At 72.6% G+C, this 15,577-nt stretch carries 9 protein-coding genes; 6 read left to right on the top strand and 3 right to left on the bottom strand.

From position 1 onward, the window contains the following. The first annotated feature begins 64 nt into the window (after positions 1-64). Positions 65-1,189 carry a GuaB3 family IMP dehydrogenase-related protein gene (locus ACWBNA_RS13815; RefSeq protein WP_286064119.1) on the top strand — a complete coding sequence of 375 codons (1,125 nt, stop codon included), beginning with the start codon at positions 65-67 and terminating at the stop codon, positions 1,187-1,189. Positions 1,190-1,270: 81 nt separating this feature from the next. Here the strand turns inward: ACWBNA_RS13815 and ACWBNA_RS13810 are convergent, their stop codons facing one another. Then, positions 1,271-1,789 (bottom strand): hypothetical protein, encoded by a 519-nt coding sequence (locus ACWBNA_RS13810; RefSeq protein WP_482704639.1) that lies wholly within the window; start codon positions 1,787-1,789, stop codon positions 1,271-1,273. Positions 1,790-1,935: 146 nt separating this feature from the next. Continuing rightward, the gene (locus ACWBNA_RS13805) at positions 1,936-3,147 is read right to left on the bottom strand and encodes a nucleotide sugar dehydrogenase (RefSeq protein WP_482704638.1); all 1,212 of its coding nucleotides are present in this window, start codon (positions 3,145-3,147) and stop codon (positions 1,936-1,938) included. A gap of 290 nt (positions 3,148-3,437) precedes the next feature. Between ACWBNA_RS13805 and ACWBNA_RS13800 the strand changes: the two genes are divergently transcribed. Further along, positions 3,438-5,144, top strand: coding sequence for a glycerol-3-phosphate dehydrogenase/oxidase (locus tag ACWBNA_RS13800; RefSeq protein ID WP_482704637.1), 1,707 nt, complete (start codon positions 3,438-3,440; stop codon positions 5,142-5,144). A 256-nt stretch (positions 5,145-5,400) separates the two neighbouring features. On the opposite strand, the gene ACWBNA_RS13795 is transcribed toward ACWBNA_RS13800, so the two are convergent. Next, entirely contained in the window at positions 5,401-6,444 is a 1,044-nt protein-coding gene (locus tag ACWBNA_RS13795) for a serine hydrolase domain-containing protein (protein ID WP_482704636.1), read from the bottom strand. A 169-nt stretch (positions 6,445-6,613) separates the two neighbouring features. Between ACWBNA_RS13795 and ACWBNA_RS13790 the strand changes: the two genes are divergently transcribed. The 4 genes from ACWBNA_RS13790 to ACWBNA_RS13775 all read left to right on the top strand — a co-directional run bounded on the left by ACWBNA_RS13790 (position 6,614) and on the right by ACWBNA_RS13775 (position 15,493). Then, entirely contained in the window at positions 6,614-8,806 is a 2,193-nt protein-coding gene (locus ACWBNA_RS13790; RefSeq protein ID WP_482704635.1) for a serine/threonine-protein kinase, read from the top strand. Positions 8,807-8,994: 188 nt separating this feature from the next. Beyond that, a complete protein-coding gene (locus tag ACWBNA_RS13785; protein ID WP_482704634.1) occupies positions 8,995-12,102 on the top strand; it encodes a protein kinase in 3,108 nt (1,035 codons plus the stop codon). A 185-nt stretch (positions 12,103-12,287) separates the two neighbouring features. After that, positions 12,288-14,027: a serine/threonine-protein kinase gene (locus tag ACWBNA_RS13780; protein ID WP_482704633.1), complete on the top strand. Its 1,740-nt coding sequence runs from the start codon at positions 12,288-12,290 to the stop codon at positions 14,025-14,027. Positions 14,028-14,095: 68 nt separating this feature from the next. Then, positions 14,096-15,493, top strand: coding sequence for a serine/threonine-protein kinase (locus tag ACWBNA_RS13775; protein WP_482704632.1), 1,398 nt, complete (start codon positions 14,096-14,098; stop codon positions 15,491-15,493). Positions 15,494-15,577 lie beyond the last annotated feature (84 nt).

Raw genomic sequence — 15,577 nt, 5'->3', positions numbered from 1 at the left:
GCCCTTGTCGTACCTGTCGGCGATACTGGAAGACGCTGAAACGCATCAGGGAAAGGCCACACACGTGACTGAGATCGAGATCGGGCGCGGCAAGCGCGGCCGCCGGGCGTACGCCTTCGACGACATCGCCGTCGTCCCCAGCCGCCGTACGCGGGACCCGAAGGAGGTCTCGATCGCCTGGCAGATCGACGCCTACCGATTCGAGCTGCCCTTCCTGGCCGCCCCCATGGACTCGGTCGTCTCCCCGGCCACCGCGATCCGTATCGGTGAGCTCGGCGGCCTCGGCGTGCTGAACCTCGAGGGCCTGTGGACGCGGCACGAGGACCCCCAGCCGCTGCTGGACGAGATCGTCGGCCTGCCGGTCGAGGCCGCGACCCGCCGCCTCCAGGAGATCTACGCCGCCCCCATCAAGGAGGAGCTGATCGGGCAGCGCCTCAAGGAGGTGCGCGACTCGGGCGTGGTCACCGCGGCGGCGCTCTCCCCGCAGCGCACCGCGGAGTTCTCCAAGGTGGTCGTGGACGCGGGCGTGGACATCTTCGTCATCCGCGGCACGACGGTCTCCGCGGAACACGTCTCCGGTTCGCACGAGCCGCTGAACCTGAAGCAGTTCATCTACGAGCTCGACGTCCCGGTGATCGTCGGCGGCTGCGCCACGTACACCGCGGCCCTGCACCTGATGCGCACCGGTGCGGCCGGCGTCCTGGTGGGCTTCGGCGGCGGCGCGGCGCACACCACGCGCAACGTGCTCGGCATCCAGGTCCCGATGGCGACCGCGGTCGCCGACGTGGCGGCTGCCCGCCGTGACTACATGGACGAGTCCGGCGGCCGGTACGTGCACGTGATCGCCGACGGCGGCGTCGGCTGGTCCGGCGACCTGCCCAAGGCGATCGCCTGCGGCGCCGACGCGGTGATGATGGGTTCCCCGCTGGCCCGCGCCACGGACGCGCCGGGCAGGGGCCACCACTGGGGCATGGAGGCGGTGAACGAGGAGCTGCCGCGCGGCAAGAAGGTCGACCTCGGCACGGTCGGCACCATCGAGGAGGTCCTCGCCGGCCCGTCCCACACACCGGACGGCTCGATGAACTTCTTCGGGGCGCTGCGGCGGGCGATGGCCACGACCGGGTACAGCGAGCTGAAGGAGTTCCAGCGCGTCGAGGTGACGGTGGCGGACTCCGTGCACCGGCGCTAGTCGGCACGACGTGAAGGGGCCGCCCACCATCAGGTGGGCGGCCCCTTGCGGGTACGCGGCGGGTGCGTACCGGGTACGTCGTTACGCGGCGGCCTTCTTGGCGCCGGAGAACGCGGCGAACGCGCCGATGCCGAGGAACACGAAGGTCAGCACGTCGGCCTCCTCGCTCCAGCTCTTGGTCACCAGGTCGAAGTGGTCCGTGAAGATCTCCGTCACGGACAGGCCGCTGGCGTCGGCGCCGATCATCGCGATGCCGATGAGCTGGCCCGCGTAGACGGCCCCGAGGGACAGGATCGCGCTCACCACGGGCAGCGCCGGGTGGGAGCCGCCGATCTTGCCCGCGGCGAGGCCGATGAGGAAGCCGACGCCGACGGCCGCGTAGCCGATCTCGTACTCGGTGGCGCCGACGATGGCGCCGTAGATGCCGGCGGTGACCAGGGCCGCGACGACGGCGACGACCAGGCCGAGGGCGACATTGCCGCGGGCCGGGGCGGGCGGCGCCGGGGCGAACGGCACCGGCGGAGGCGGGATGGCGCCCGGCTGCTGGGCGTACGGGTTGCCCTCGGTGGGCTGCTGAGGCGGTGGCGTTGACTGGGTCATGACAGAGATCCCCCCATGTCCCTCGCGGGACCGGTGAACGAGCGGTGTGGTGCGCATGTGAACATGCGACGGATTCGCGCACGCATGTGCGACGAGTCGCCGAAGAGTAGCAGGCACCCCTGCCCGGTTCACCCGGAAATTCGCCCTCAGATGCGGTGGGCCGCCCCGGTCGGCGTCGCCCCTCGCGTGTCCAGCAGCAACTGGGCCTTCACCGACAGCCCCTGGAGGTCGTAGGTGCGGTGCTGCTGCAGCAGGATCGTCAGATCGGCGTCCGCGGCGGCCTCGTAGAGCGAGTCGGCGCGCGGGACCGGGCGGTCCAGGACGCTCCAGGACGGGACGTGCGGGTCGTGGTAGCTGACCGAGGCGCCCAGCTCCATCAGCCGGACCGCGATCTCCTGGGCGGGAGTGGACTGCTGGTCGGCGAGGTCGGGCTTGTAGGTGACGCCGAGGAGGAGGACGCGGGCGCCGCGGGCCGACTTGCCGTGCTCGTTGAGGACGGTGGCGGCGCGCTGGATGACGTAACGCGGCATCTGGCTGTTGACCTGCTGGGCGAGTTCCACCATGCGCAGGGTGCGGCCGGAGGCGCTGCCGGTCAGGTCCTGGGGCACGGCGTGACCGCCGACGCCGGGGCCGGGGCGGAATGCCTGGAAGCCGAACGGCTTGGTCTCCGCGCAGCGGATGACGTCCCAGAAGTCGACGCCCAAGTCGTGGCACAGGACGGCCATTTCGTTGACGAGGGCGATGTTGACGTGCCGGTAGTTGGTCTCCAGGAGCTGCACGGTCTCCGCTTCGCGGGGTCCACGCGCGCGTACCACCTTGTCGGTGAGACGGCCGTAGAAGGCGGCGGCGGACTCGGTGCAGGCGGGGGTGAGGCCGCCGATCACCTTCGGGGTGTTGGCGGGGGTGAAGTCGCGGTTGCCGGGGTCGACACGGCTGGGGGAGTAGGCGAGGTGGAAGTCGCGGCCCGCGCGCAGCCCGGAGCCCTCTTCGAGAAGGGGACGCAGGAAGTCCTCCGTGGTGCCCGGGTGGACGGGGGACTCCAGGATGACCGTGGTGTGCGGGCGCAGGTGTGCGGCCAGGGTGCGGGCGGCCGCCTCCACCTGGCCGAGGTCGAGTCCGCCGTCCGCGCCCCGTGGGGTGGGGGCGCAGATGACCGCGGTGCGCACCCGGCCGAGTTCGGCCGGGGAGGTGGTCGGCCGGAAGCCCTCCGCGAGCATCCGGCGGACTTCGGCGGGGCTGAGGGAGCCCGGCTCGGGGCCGGTGCGGTAACCGAGCGTGGGGATGCCGGCGGCGACGGCGGCCTGGGCCAGGGGCAGTCCGTAGGGGCCGAGTCCGATGACGGCGAGATCTGCGGGCATGGCGTGGACCGTCCTTCCCAGTAGCCGAAGCGGGACAGGTGTGCAAGCCCTGTGGACAGGATGGGCGAGCGCAATGTCAGACTAGGAGTAAATATGACCGATGCGCGGGATTTATCACGTGTGTCTTCCTGTGGGTCCGTGAGCGTTCTTCCGCAGGTCGTGAAAGTTGTCCACAGGCTGGGGCCACTGGTGGCTGAAGTCGGGCAAGCCGGTCAGAATTTGGGCATGGGGGATACGAACCGGGCCACTCCTCCGGGGTGAACCGGCACGACCGACAGCGGGAGGCAGCGGTGAGGACAGCGACACTGGGCCCGGCGCAACGCGCCGAGTCACTCGCATCAATGGCCGAGCGCGAGCTGGACGTGCTGGTGGTGGGCGCGGGAGTGGTCGGCGCGGGCACCACGCTCGATGCGGTGACCCGGGGCCTGTCCGTGGGCCTGGTCGAGGCGCGTGACTGGGCGTCGGGCACGTCGAGCAGGTCCAGCAAGCTGGTCCACGGCGGCCTGCGCTATCTGGAGATGCTCGACTTCGCCCTCGTCCGTGAGGCGCTGAAGGAGCGCGGTCTGCTGCTGGAGCGGCTCGCGCCGCACCTGGTGAAGCCTGTGCCGTTCCTGTACCCGCTGCAGCACAAGGGGTGGGAGCGGTTGTACGCCGGGTCGGGCGTCGCCCTCTACGACGCCATGTCGATGGCTCGCGGACACGGGCGGGGCCTGCCCCTGCACCGGCACCTGAGCCGCCGTCACGCGTTGCGCGTCGCGCCCGCCTTGAAGAAGGACGCGCTGGTCGGCGCCTTGCAGTACTACGACGCGCAGATGGACGACGCCCGCTTCGTGGCGACCCTGGTGCGTACGGCGGCGGCGTACGGCGCGAAGGCCGCCAACCGCGCGCGCGTGACCGGCTTCCTGCGCGAGGGCGAGCGCGTGGTCGGCGCCCGGGTACAGGACGTCGAGGCGGGAGGGGAGTACGAGGTCCGCGCCAAGCAGATCGTGAACGCCACCGGTGTGTGGACCGACGACACCCAGGCGATGGTGGGGGAGCGCGGTCAGTTCCACGTCCGGGCGTCCAAGGGCATCCACCTGGTCGTGCCCAAGGACCGGATCAACTCCTCGAGCGGCCTGATCCTGCGCACCGAGAAGTCCGTCCTGTTCGTCATCCCGTGGGGCCGCCACTGGATCATCGGCACGACGGACACCGGCTGGGACCTCGACAAGGCGCACCCGGCCGCGTCCAGCGCCGACATCGACTACCTCCTCGAGCATGTCAACTCGGTGCTCTCGGTGCCGCTGACCAGGGACGACGTCCAGGGTGTGTACGCCGGTCTCAGGCCCCTGCTGGCAGGCGAGTCGGACGCCACCAGCAAGCTGTCGCGCGAGCACACCGTGGCGCACCCGGCGCCCGGGCTCGTCGTGGTGGCCGGCGGCAAGTACACGACGTACCGGGTGATGGCCAAGGACGCCGTGGACGAGGCGGTGCACGGACTCGACATGCGGGTCGCCGAGTGCGTGACGGAGGACGTCCCGCTGCTCGGCGCCGAGGGCTACCGGGCGCTGTGGAACGCGCGGGCGCGGATCGCCGCGCGGACGGGCCTCCATGTGGTGCGCGTGGAGCATCTGCTGAACCGGTACGGCGCGATGGCGGAGGAGGTCCTTGACCTCATCGCCTCGGACACCTCGCTCGGCGACCCCCTCCACACGGCCGACACCTATCTGCGTGCCGAGATCGTGTACGCCGCCTCGCACGAGGGTGCGCGGCACCTGGACGACGTCCTGACCCGGCGCACCCGCATCTCCATCGAGACCTTCGACCGGGGCACCCGCACCGCCCGCGAGGCCGCCGAGCTGATGGCGCCGGTGCTCGGCTGGGACAAGGACCAGATCGAGCGCGAGGTCCAGCACTACGAGAAGCGGGTGGAGGCGGAGCGGGAGTCGCAGCGCCAGCCGGACGACCTGACGGCGGACGCGGCGCGGCTGGGGGCGCCGGACATCGTGCCGCTGTAGGGCGTTCGGGGTGGCGGGGCCTACCGGCCGACGTTCGGCCACCTCCGTCGCCGCTCAGCCACCACCGCCGTCGCCCGGCCCCGGATCCGTCACCGCCGCCTCGGTGGCTGCGCGTTAGTTGCGGGTTGCGGGTTGCGGGTTGCGGATGGTCGGTGGTCGGTGGTCGGTGGTCGGTGGTCGGTGGTCGGTGGTCGGTGGTCGAGCGTCACTCGAACGAGTGTCGCGGACCGGGATCTTCGTTCGGAACCCGGCCGTTCTACGAGGTGCGGGGGCAGAACTCGGCAGTGAGCAGCCGGGGTTCGAGACCGGGATCTGCCACCGCCGTCGTGTTCACGCGGAAGGTGAGGACGCGACGGCCGCCGACCGTGGCCGCGGTGCGCACGTAGCTGCCGGTGATGCGGCCGTTGTGCCCCCACACCGTGGTGCCGCACGGCAGCTTCACTGGAAACAGGCCCATGCCGTACGAGCCGTGTGCGGTGCGGGTGTCGAGCATCTCGCGCAGCCAGCGCGGGGGCAGGAGCCGTCCGCCGAGCAGGGCTGCGTAGAAGCGGTCCAGGTCGGCGAGCGTGGTCACCAGCTCGCCCGCGGCGCCGGCCACCCGCGGGTCGAGTTCGGTGACGTCGGTTCCGTCGGCGGCGAAGGCGCGGCCGTGCGGGGAGGGGAGAGTCGTGCGGGAGCCGGGGAAGGAGGTGCCCGTCAGACCCAGCGGAGCGATGATGCGGCGCTCGGCCTCGGTGGCGTACGAGTGGCCGGTGACCTGCTCGACGACCAGGCCGAGCAGAACGTAGTTGGTGTTCGAGTAGGAGTAGCGGCCGGGTTCGGCCGGGGGGTGGGTGAGCGCGATGCGTACCGCTTGAAGAGGGGCGACGGGGACGACGCCGCTGGTGTCCGCGGTGAAGTCGTACAGGCCGCTGGTGTGGGTGAGCAGGGCGCGCAGGGTCAGCGCGCGGCCGTCGTTGCCCGCTCCCCGCACCAGGCCGGGCAGGTGCTGCTCCACGGTGTCGGACAGTTTCAGCCGGTCTTCGGCGGCCAGTTGCAGGACGACCGTCGCGATGAGGGTCTTCGTGATGCTGCCGGCGCGGAAGTGGTCGTCGCGGGCGATGCCCGGACCGCTGTGGACGTAGCGGGTGCCGGTCTCCTCGCGGGCCAGCAGGGCCGCGGCGGGGGCGCCACCGCGCGTGACCAGTAGCGGAAGGACCGTATCCGTGGGAGGGATCGGCGGTGCCGAGGAGGCGGCGGGGGCCAGGGCGAGGAGCGCCAGGCACACGGGCACGGCCGACAGCGTCCGAAGCGGTGGCATCGCGCGGCTCCTCCCTTGTCGGGGCCCATCATGCAGGGCGGCGGACCGGCGGCTTCACCGGACCCCGTGTGGAGGGCCAAAGGTCCTGTCAGGGGCACCCTGGGCGTCGGGCACTTGTCGGGTGAGGGACAATGGAGGCTCTGTCAGGGCGGGTTGCATGAGGGGACGCATGTCGGAGGCGGAGCGGGCGGGCACATCCCGTCAAGACACTCGTCAGGACAACAGCGGGCGTCTTCTCGCCGGGCGGTACCGGCTGGGAGGTGTGCTCGGCCGCGGTGGCATGGGCACGGTGTGGCGTGCCGAGGACGAGACCCTGGGCCGGACGGTCGCCGTCAAGGAGCTGCGGTTCCCGTCCAACATCGACGAGGACGAGAAGCGGCGGCTGATCACCCGCACGCTGCGCGAGGCCAAGGCCATCGCGCGGATCCGCAACAACAGCGCGGTGACGGTCTTCGACGTCGTCGACGAGGACGACCGGCCGTGGATCGTGATGGAGCTCGTCGAGGGCAAGTCGCTCGCCGAGGTCATCCGCGAAGACGGCCTGCTGGAGCCCAGGCGGGCGGCGGAGGTCGGCCTGGCGATCCTCGACGTGCTGCGGTCCGCGCACCGCGAGGGCATCCTGCACCGTGACGTGAAGCCGTCCAACGTGCTGATCTCCGAGGACGGCCGGGTCGTGCTCACCGACTTCGGCATCGCCCAGGTCGAGGGCGACCCGTCCATCACCTCGACCGGCATGCTCGTCGGCGCGCCCTCCTACATCTCCCCGGAGCGGGCCCGCGGGCACAAGCCGGGACCGGCGGCCGACCTGTGGTCGCTGGGCGGTCTGCTGTACGCGTCGGTCGAGGGTGCACCGCCGTACGACAAGGGGTCGGCGATCGCGACGCTGACCGCGGTGATGACCGAGCCGCTGGAGGAGCCGAAGAACGCGGGGCCGCTGAAGGACGTCATCTACGGCCTGCTCAACAAGGACCCCGCCAAGCGGCTCGACGACGACGGCGCGCGAGCGATGCTCAGTGCCGTGATCCACGCGCCCGAGCCGAAGGCGGCCGAGCCGGAGCAGGCTCAGGACGCGACGAAGGTCGTGCCGCTGCCCCCGCAGCCCGAGGAGCGGGCGGACCGGGGCAAGCGGGGCGAGGAGGCGGGCGAGCGGTTCCGCGGGGCCTTGCGTTCCGTGCGGAAGGCCGCCGGGGCGGCGGGTGCCGTGGCCTCCTCCGCTGCCGCTTCCCGGACCAAGTCCGGTGCCGACACGGCCGCTTCGGGTTCGGAGGGCAGCGGGCGCGCTGTCTCGGGGTCCGGTGGCGGTACGTCGGGTGCCGGGGCCGGGGCCGGTGGCCGTACGGCGGACTCCGGTGCGGGTGGCGGTAAGGGCGCGTCGGTCCCCGAGGGGGCCGGCTCCTCGGGGAAGCCCGCGTCGAGCGGGGCGGCGGGTGCCGGTTCGGGCTCCGGCTCGGGATCGGCCTCCGGTGGGGTGCCCGGTCCTCGTGACCGGAGTGCTCAGGATGCGAGTGCTGCCGCCGGTGGCGCGGGTGCCAACGCCTCGACGGGTGGGCGTAGCTCCGGGTGGCCCGTGATGACGCCGCCGGATCTGCCGCCGAGGCCCGTGCCGAGGGCGCCGCTCACCGATGTGGTGCCGCGGCGGACGCTGGTCGTCATCGCGGTGGTCGTGGTGCTCGCGGTGATCGGCACCGTACTGGCCCTCACGTTCGGTGACGACGGGAGCTCCGACGGGGCCGCGGGCGGTGGCGGCAAGGCGTCGGCCAGTACGAGCGCGAGTGCCGACACCAAGGAGGACGAGAAGAGCGGTACGCGTACCGACGGCTCGGCCACCGAGTCCGCGGCGGCCGGGTCCGCGAACACGCCGAGCGCCGACGCGAGTGCGTCCGGAGGCAGTGGTTCGGGCGAGGGCTCCTCCGGTTCCGGTGACGGCAACGCGGCGAAGACGACGCACAAGGGAAGCCAGGGGTATTCGATCGGGCTGCCCGCCGGGTGGAAGTTCCAGTCGACGGGGTCGGCGGGGGACCGTTTCACCGGGCCGGACGGGCAGAAGCTGCTCGTGGCCTGGACGTCCACGCCGAAGGGTGACCCGGTGGCGGACTGGGAGAGCCAGGAGCGGTACATGACGCGCTCTCAGTACAAGAGGATCCGAATAGAGAAGGTGGACTACCGCGGCTGGAACACGGCTGACTGGGAGTTCACCTACTCGGAGAGCGGGACGACGTACCGGACGATCGACCGGGGGTTCGTCGTCAACGACCAACTCGGGTACGCGCTGATGTACACCGCGAAGGACGCGGAGTGGGACAGCGCGCTGCGTGAGGGCACATGGAAGACGCTGGCCGACACGTTCGCACCGAAGTCGTGAGGCCGCGTGAGGTGTGATCGACATCTTGTTCGGTTTCTTGTTTGCGGCGTGAGATCTGGAATCCCCTCTTGGTGAGTTGCCTCCGGCACGTATCGTGAGTGCTTGCGGACCGTACGCAGCCAGGAAAGTAGGCGGAACGGGCCGCGAGGCGAACGGAATTGACCAACCGGGCGGCCGGGGGAGGCAACGTGGACGACTATGCGGGACGGGTACTCGCCGACCGCTACCGCCTGCCGCTGCCGCCCTCCGACGAGTACGAACTCACCGAGAGCCGGGCCTTCGACACCTACAGCGGGCAGGAAGTCCTGGTCAGGCAGGTTCCGTTGCCCGAGGTCGTCGAGGCGGAGGTGCTCGACGCGGAGGGGCTGCCGGAGGGATTCACGGCGCGCGATCCGCAGGGGCTGCGGGACCGTGGAGCGCGGCGGGCCCCGGCGGGTGCCGCGGCGCGGCGACCCACGGATCCGGCCGTACGGCGGGCCGTCGAGGCCGCGCAGTCCGCGGCCCGGATTCCCGACCATCCCCGGCTCGACCAGGTCTTCGACGTGTTCGCCGACGGTGGTTCGCTGTGGATAGTCAGTGAGTTGGTGCCCGCGCGGCCGCTGGCGGCGCTGCTCGCGGAGAAGCCGCTCACGCCGTACCGGGCGGCGGAGGTCGCCTCCGACGTCCTCATGGCGCTGCGGGTACTGCACGCGCACGGCTGGGTGCACCGGAACATCACCGCCCGCACGGTGCTCGTCTGCGACGACGGCCGCGTGATGCTGACCGGCCTCGCGGTCGGCGCGGCCGAGGAAGCGCTGTGTGGGTACGACCCGGTGCCGGCCGAAGGGGCGGAATGGGGCGCCGGGGGCGGTGAGGGCGGCGAGTTCGGTGACGGGCCTGGGGCCGGGGGGCCTGGTGGGCCTGGGGGCGCGGAGGGAAGTGGACGCGCTGGTCGTGCCGGGGCCGCTGGAGGAGACGGCGGCTTAGGCGGGCCTGGTGGCGGCGTAAGTGCCCCTGGTCTGCGTGGAGTTGGTGGCGCCGGTGCGCCCGTCGGGCCCGGTGGTGGTCGTGGCGTCGGTGGCGCCGTGCCGGTCGGGGCCGGTGGTCCCCGAGGTGCCGGTGGCAGTGGTGGCCTCGGTGGGGCTGATCCCGAGGCTGCTCGGCGGGCCGCCATCGAGGCGCGGGAGGCCGGGGGGCTTCCGGCTGCCGGGGTGGAGCCGGAGAGCGCGAACGGCGCGGGAGCCTCGGCCGCGGTTGCCCGGAGGGACGTCGACGGTGGCGCGGACGTCAGGGCGGCGCGCGCCGGGGCGATCGCCGCGTATCGCGCGGGAGCGCGGGCCGCGGCCCGGGTCCAGGAGGCGCAGCAGAGCGGGCGGGCGGCACTGCCCGGGGCCCGCCCCGCGCCCGAGGGCGACCCGGGCGCACACGCGAACGGGGCGGCACAGTTGCCGCCTGCCACGGCGAACGGTGGGCAGCAGGCGCCGTATCCCGGTGCTCAGGGTGGGCGGATGCCGTACCCCACCGGGAACGGGGCGGCGCAGGCGCCGTACTCCGGCCCGGGGGGCGGGCAGCAGTCGGCGTATCCCGGCGCGCGTGAGGGACAGTTGCCGCCTGGCACGGGGAACGGTGGGCAGCGGGCGCCGTATCCCGGAGTGCAGGACGGGCAGTTGCCGTACCCCGCTGGGAACGGGTCGGCGCAGTCGCCGTATCCCGGCGGGCCGGGTGGGCGTGCGCCGTACCCCTCTGCGAACGGTGGGCGGGAGACGCCCGGGGGCGTTGCCCCGGGGCAGATCGCCGACCCCTATGGCGTGCGTCCCGCGTCCTGGCATGGGGCCGCGCCCCGGGGTGGGGTCGGTGGGGTCACCGCGTCGCCCGGCGGGGGTGTCCCGTCGGCGGGGCGTGGCGCGACCGCGGCCGGTGTTCCGGTCCCGTCGGGCGCCGGTGTCGCGGGCCCGGGTGCTCACGGCTCCTCCGCGCCCGCCCTTCCCGGCGCCTCTGGTGCGCCCACCGGCCGGTGGGACGACCTGGCCGCGGGGGCGCCCGTGCGGCGGGGGCCGACCACCGCGTTGGCCGCCGAGCGGGCCCGGCAGGCGCGGATGGCCGTGGTGGGGCCGGTGACGGAGCGGTGGGCGCCCGAGCAGGCCGGGCCGGTGCACGAGAACTGGCAGTTGGCGGCGCCGATCGGGCCGCAGACCGACCTGTGGGCGCTCGGGGCGTTGCTGTTCAGGGCGGTACAGGGGCATGCGCCGTACCCGGAGGAGTCGACGGCCGAGCTGGTGCAGTTGGTGTGTGCGGAGCCGCCCGCGTTCGCCGAGGAGTGCGGGCCGCTCAGGCCGGTGGTCGAGTCGCTGCTGCGGCAGGACCCGACGGAGCGGCTGGACTTCGAGGAACTGCGCGGCTGGCTGCGCTCGCTGGTCCGTTCGGCGCCCGAGCCGGAGGCCGGGGCGCACGTCGTCGCCGCGCCGCCCGCCGACACGAGCCGGCTGCCCGTCGTACGCCGTCGGGGCGAGCTGGTGCGCAGGCGGCGGGCCGGGCTGCCGGCGACGAGTGCGCACGGGCGGCACAAGCGGGCGCGGGAGCAGGCGAGTTCGCCGAGGAGTCTCGGGCGGACCCTGCTGGTGCTGATCCTGCTCGTGCTGGCCGGGGCGATCGCGTACGCCATGTTCTTCATGCCGAAGGCCGACCCGGAAGACCAGGGCGCCGGGGACCGGACCGGAGCCGCCGGTGAGGTGAGCCGAGCGCCCGAGCAGTCCCCGGAGGCGAGCAGCGAGCCGCGGCCCGACCAGACCTCGCCCGGCTCACCGCAGAGCAGTCCCTCGACGTCCGCGGGTTCCACCGAGCCACAGACCGAGGGCCCCGAGGTCGCCGACGGCTTCACCCTGCGCAAGGACACGGAGGGCTTCCGGGTCGCCGTGGCCGACGGCTGGGAGCGCACGGCGCGGAACGGGCGCGGGCAAGTCGTCTACACGCACGGGAACTTCGAGCTGATCGTCGTACCGGGGCGGGACAGCGCGGCCGAGGACGGCAGCGATCCCATGGTGTACCAGCGGGAGAAGGAGCCCGAGTTGCAGCCGTACCGCGACTCCAGCTGGGCCACCGCGACCGGGCTGAAGACGATCCAGGTGGGCGGTCGGACCATGGCCGAGGGGCAGTTCACCTGGACCGGCGACGACGGGCGCGAGCTGTTCGTGCGCAACCTGGCGCTGCTGGTCGACGGTAAGTACCACGTGGTGCAGGTACGCGGCCCAGAGGCGGAGCGGGACGAGGTCACGCGGTTGTACGAGCAGGCGGCGCAGACCTACCAGACCACCGGCTGAATGCCGGGCCGCAGATGCCGGAGACGGCAGCTGGCGGACGCATCCGACTACTCGTTGGTTTACTTTCGCCTCTCGAAGCGACAACCGTCACAGTGCGGTCTCCTTGAGGCTCCCCTGGTTCCTTTCGGTGCGGGCGGGTCTTTACTCTGACCCTGTCAAGAGCATTGCGGGGCAACGTGAATCAGATGCAGGGCCAGCTCGTCGCCGGGCGCTACCGGCTCGCCGACCCGATAGGCAAGGGCGGCATGGGCCGGGTCTGGCGTGCCCACGACGAGGTGCTGCACCGGGCCGTCGCGATCAAGGAGCTGACCGCCGCGCTCTACGTGTCCGAAAGTGACCGGACGGTCCTCCTCGCCCGCACCCGGGCGGAGGCGCGCGCGGCCGCCCGGATCAACCACTCCGCCGTCGTCACCGTGCACGACGTGCTCGACCACGACGGCCGGCCGTGGATCGTGATGGAGCTGGTCGAGGGCCACTCGCTGGCCGACGCGGTCAAGGAACAGGGGCGGGTGGAGCCGACGGAGGCCGCCCGCATCGGACTCTGGGTGCTGCGCGCGCTGCGCGCCGCCCACTCGGCCGGTGTCCTGCACCGCGACGTGAAGCCCGGCAACGTCCTGCTCGGCCGCGACGGCCGCGTCCTGCTCACCGACTTCGGCATCGCCCAGGTGGAGGGCGACACCGCCATCACCCGTACCGGAGAGATCGTCGGCTCGGTCGACTACCTCGCCCCCGAGCGGATCCGCGGCCACGACCCGGGGGCCTCCTCCGACCTGTGGGCGCTCGGCGCCACGCTGTACACGGCGGTCGAGGGCAGGTCGCCGTTCCGCCGCACCACGCCCCTGACCACCATGCAGGCCGTCGTCGACGAGGAACCCGCCGAGCCGCGGCACGCCGGCCCGCTCGGGCCGGTCATCGCCGCCCTGCTGCACAAGGAACCCGCCCTGCGGCCCGACGTGGCCGAGGCCGAGCAGATGCTCGCCGAGGCGGCGGAGGGGCGGCGGCCGAGCGCGGCGCAGGCGTACGTGGCGACGCGGCAGGTCGGGGTCGGTTCCGGGTCCCCGTACGGGACGGGGCCCCAGACCGGAGCGGGTGTCGGTGGGTATGGCGGGACGCGCGGTGGGGGGTCCGACAGCGCGCGCCATGGCACGCACAGCGGTGGGCAAGGTGGGGCGAGCACGCCGGTCACCGGGACGCCGTATCCCCCTGCGACGGGTGCGACCGGTGTGACACCCGTCGGCGGACCGGCGCACCATGCCGCCGCCGCGCCGTCGGCCCCGCCCAGGCGCCGCCGGCTGCGCACCCTCGCCCTTGTCGTCGCTCTCGCCGCGATCATCGGCGGAGGTACGGCGGTGTGGATGCAGCAGTGGGACGAGGGGCGCCGGCAGGCGGCCGACGCCGGGGCGTCCGCCTCGCCGAGCCCCCCGGACACCGGCACCGGTGCGACAGCTTCCGGTCCGGACACCTGGGTCCCCGTCGACGATCCCGCGGGGTTCAGCCTCTCTCTGCCCAAGGGCTGGAAGCGGTCGGTCTACAGCAAGGAGGACGGCATCGAGCAGATCGACTACTCACCCGACGGCGGCGAGCACTTCGTCCGCATCGCCGTCGACGGATCGCCGGACTTCGGCGCCCCGTACGCCCATCAGCTCGACCTGGAGGAGCAGATCCGGGGGCTGGTCGACTACAAGCGGGTGACGCTGGAGAAGAACCTCTACCGCGACCGCGACGGCTCCCTGTGGGAGTACACGTGGACCGCGCAGCCCAAGGACACGCCGTTCCCCGGGCCGCGTCGCGCGATCGAGGAGACGTACCTGGCCCGGGACGGCGTCGAGTACGCCATCTACATGTCCTCGCCGGCCGAGAGCTGGGCGAAGACGCGCAAGCAGTTCACGGCGGTACTGCAGGGATGGCAGCCGGGGACCGGCTGACACACTCCCCCGGGAATGGCCGGTCGCCGACCCGGAGGGGGTCCGTCCGGTGCGGCATCATGAGGCGCATGGGGACCGAGGGGGGCAACGTCCGTGTGATCGCGGGTCGTTACCGGCTCGAGGAGCGGCTCGGGCGCGGCGGCATGGGGGTCGTCTGGCGGGCGACCGACCAACTGCTCGGCCGGCAGGTGGCGGTCAAGGAACTTCCCCTGGACGACACGCTCTCCGCGGACGAGGCCCGTCGACAGCGCGAACGCACCCTGCGCGAGGCGCGTGCGGTCGCCCAGTTGAGTCACCCGCACATCATCGTCGTCCACGACGTGGTCGAGGACGATGAACGCCCTTACATCGTCATGGAGTTGATCCACGGCGGCTCGCTGGCCGACCGCATCGCGGAGAGCGGCCCGGTCGACGCCGTCGAGGCCGCCCGGATCGGCATCGCCCTGTTGGGCGCGTTGCGGGCGGCGCACGCGGCGGGGGTCCTGCACCGGGACATCAAGCCGGCGAATGTCCTGCTGGAGGAGAACGGCGCCGGCGGGAACGGCGTGAGCGGCATCGACGGCACCAACGGCACCAACGGCGCTGACCGCATCGACGGCACCGGTCACACCAAGGGCGCCCACGACACTCACAACACCCGCAACCGCACCGGCACCCGCACCGGCACCGGCACCGGCCACGACGGCTTCGACCGCGTCGGTCCCGGTCGTGTCGGTCCCGGCCGTGTCGTTCTCACCGACTTCGGCGTCGCACAGGTCGTCGGCGCCTCCACGCTCACCGAGAGCGGGGCCTTCGTCGGCTCACCCGAGTACACCGCGCCCGAGCGGATGTCCGGGGCGGTGACCGGGCCCGCGTCCGACCTCTGGTCGCTGGGCGCGCTGTTGTGCACCGCGCTGAGCGGCGAGTCGCCGTTCCGGCGCGACTCGTTGGGCGGCATCCTGCACGCGGTCGTCTCCGCGGAGATACGGCCACCCGCGCAGGCCGCGCCGATCCTGCCCGTCGTACAGGGCCTGCTCGAACGCGATCCCGGGCAGCGGCTCGACGCGGGGGAGGCGGAGCGGATGCTGCGCGACTTCCTGGAGACGGGCAGCACGTCGAAACGATTCGGCACGGGGGAGCGCCACGCGTACTCCCCGCGCAGCGTGCTGGTCGCCGCGCTGCTGGTCACCGCGATGGCGGGGGCGGGGGTGTCGGCGGCGGCCTTGCTGATGGACCGGGAGGGCGGCGGGGGTGTGGTGCCGGTGCCCACCAGTTCGGCGCCGCACTCTGGCGGTACGTCGAGTGCGCAGGGAACGTCGACCGTACGGGGGACGCCGACCGCACCGAGTACGCCGACCGCACCCAATACGCCGACCGCACCGAGGTCGTCGGCGTCCTTGCGCCCGTCTCCCTCGTCCAGCCCGTTCAGCCCGTCCGCCTCTTCCGCTGTCTCCGCCCCCGCCCCCGCTCCCACGAACTCCGGATAAAGGGAAGATAAGCGGCAAGTTGAGTCACGGGTCTGTGACCGGAAAGCGCCAGAGGTGGAAGCGGAAGCGCTTGGCGCGATATTG

Source organism: Streptomyces sp. Q2, from assembly GCF_056820935.1.
This window is presented reverse-complemented; position numbering and strand designations above follow the sequence as displayed.

Bases quoted from the DNA above. Each gene is read 5' to 3' on its own strand.
- ACWBNA_RS13805 (WP_482704638.1), bottom strand. From the start codon at position 3,147: ATGCCCGCAGATCTCGCCGTCATCGGACTCGGCCCCTACGGACTGCCC.
- ACWBNA_RS13790 (WP_482704635.1), top strand. From the start codon at position 6,614: ATGTCGGAGGCGGAGCGGGCGGGCACATCCCGTCAAGACACTCGTCAG.
- ACWBNA_RS13780 (WP_482704633.1), top strand. From the start codon at position 12,288: ATGCAGGGCCAGCTCGTCGCCGGGCGCTACCGGCTCGCCGACCCGATA.
- ACWBNA_RS13810 (WP_482704639.1), bottom strand. From the start codon at position 1,789: ATGACCCAGTCAACGCCACCGCCTCAGCAGCCCACCGAGGGCAACCCG.
- ACWBNA_RS13775 (WP_482704632.1), top strand. From the start codon at position 14,096: ATGGGGACCGAGGGGGGCAACGTCCGTGTGATCGCGGGTCGTTACCGG.
- ACWBNA_RS13795 (WP_482704636.1), bottom strand. From the start codon at position 6,444: ATGCCACCGCTTCGGACGCTGTCGGCCGTGCCCGTGTGCCTGGCGCTC.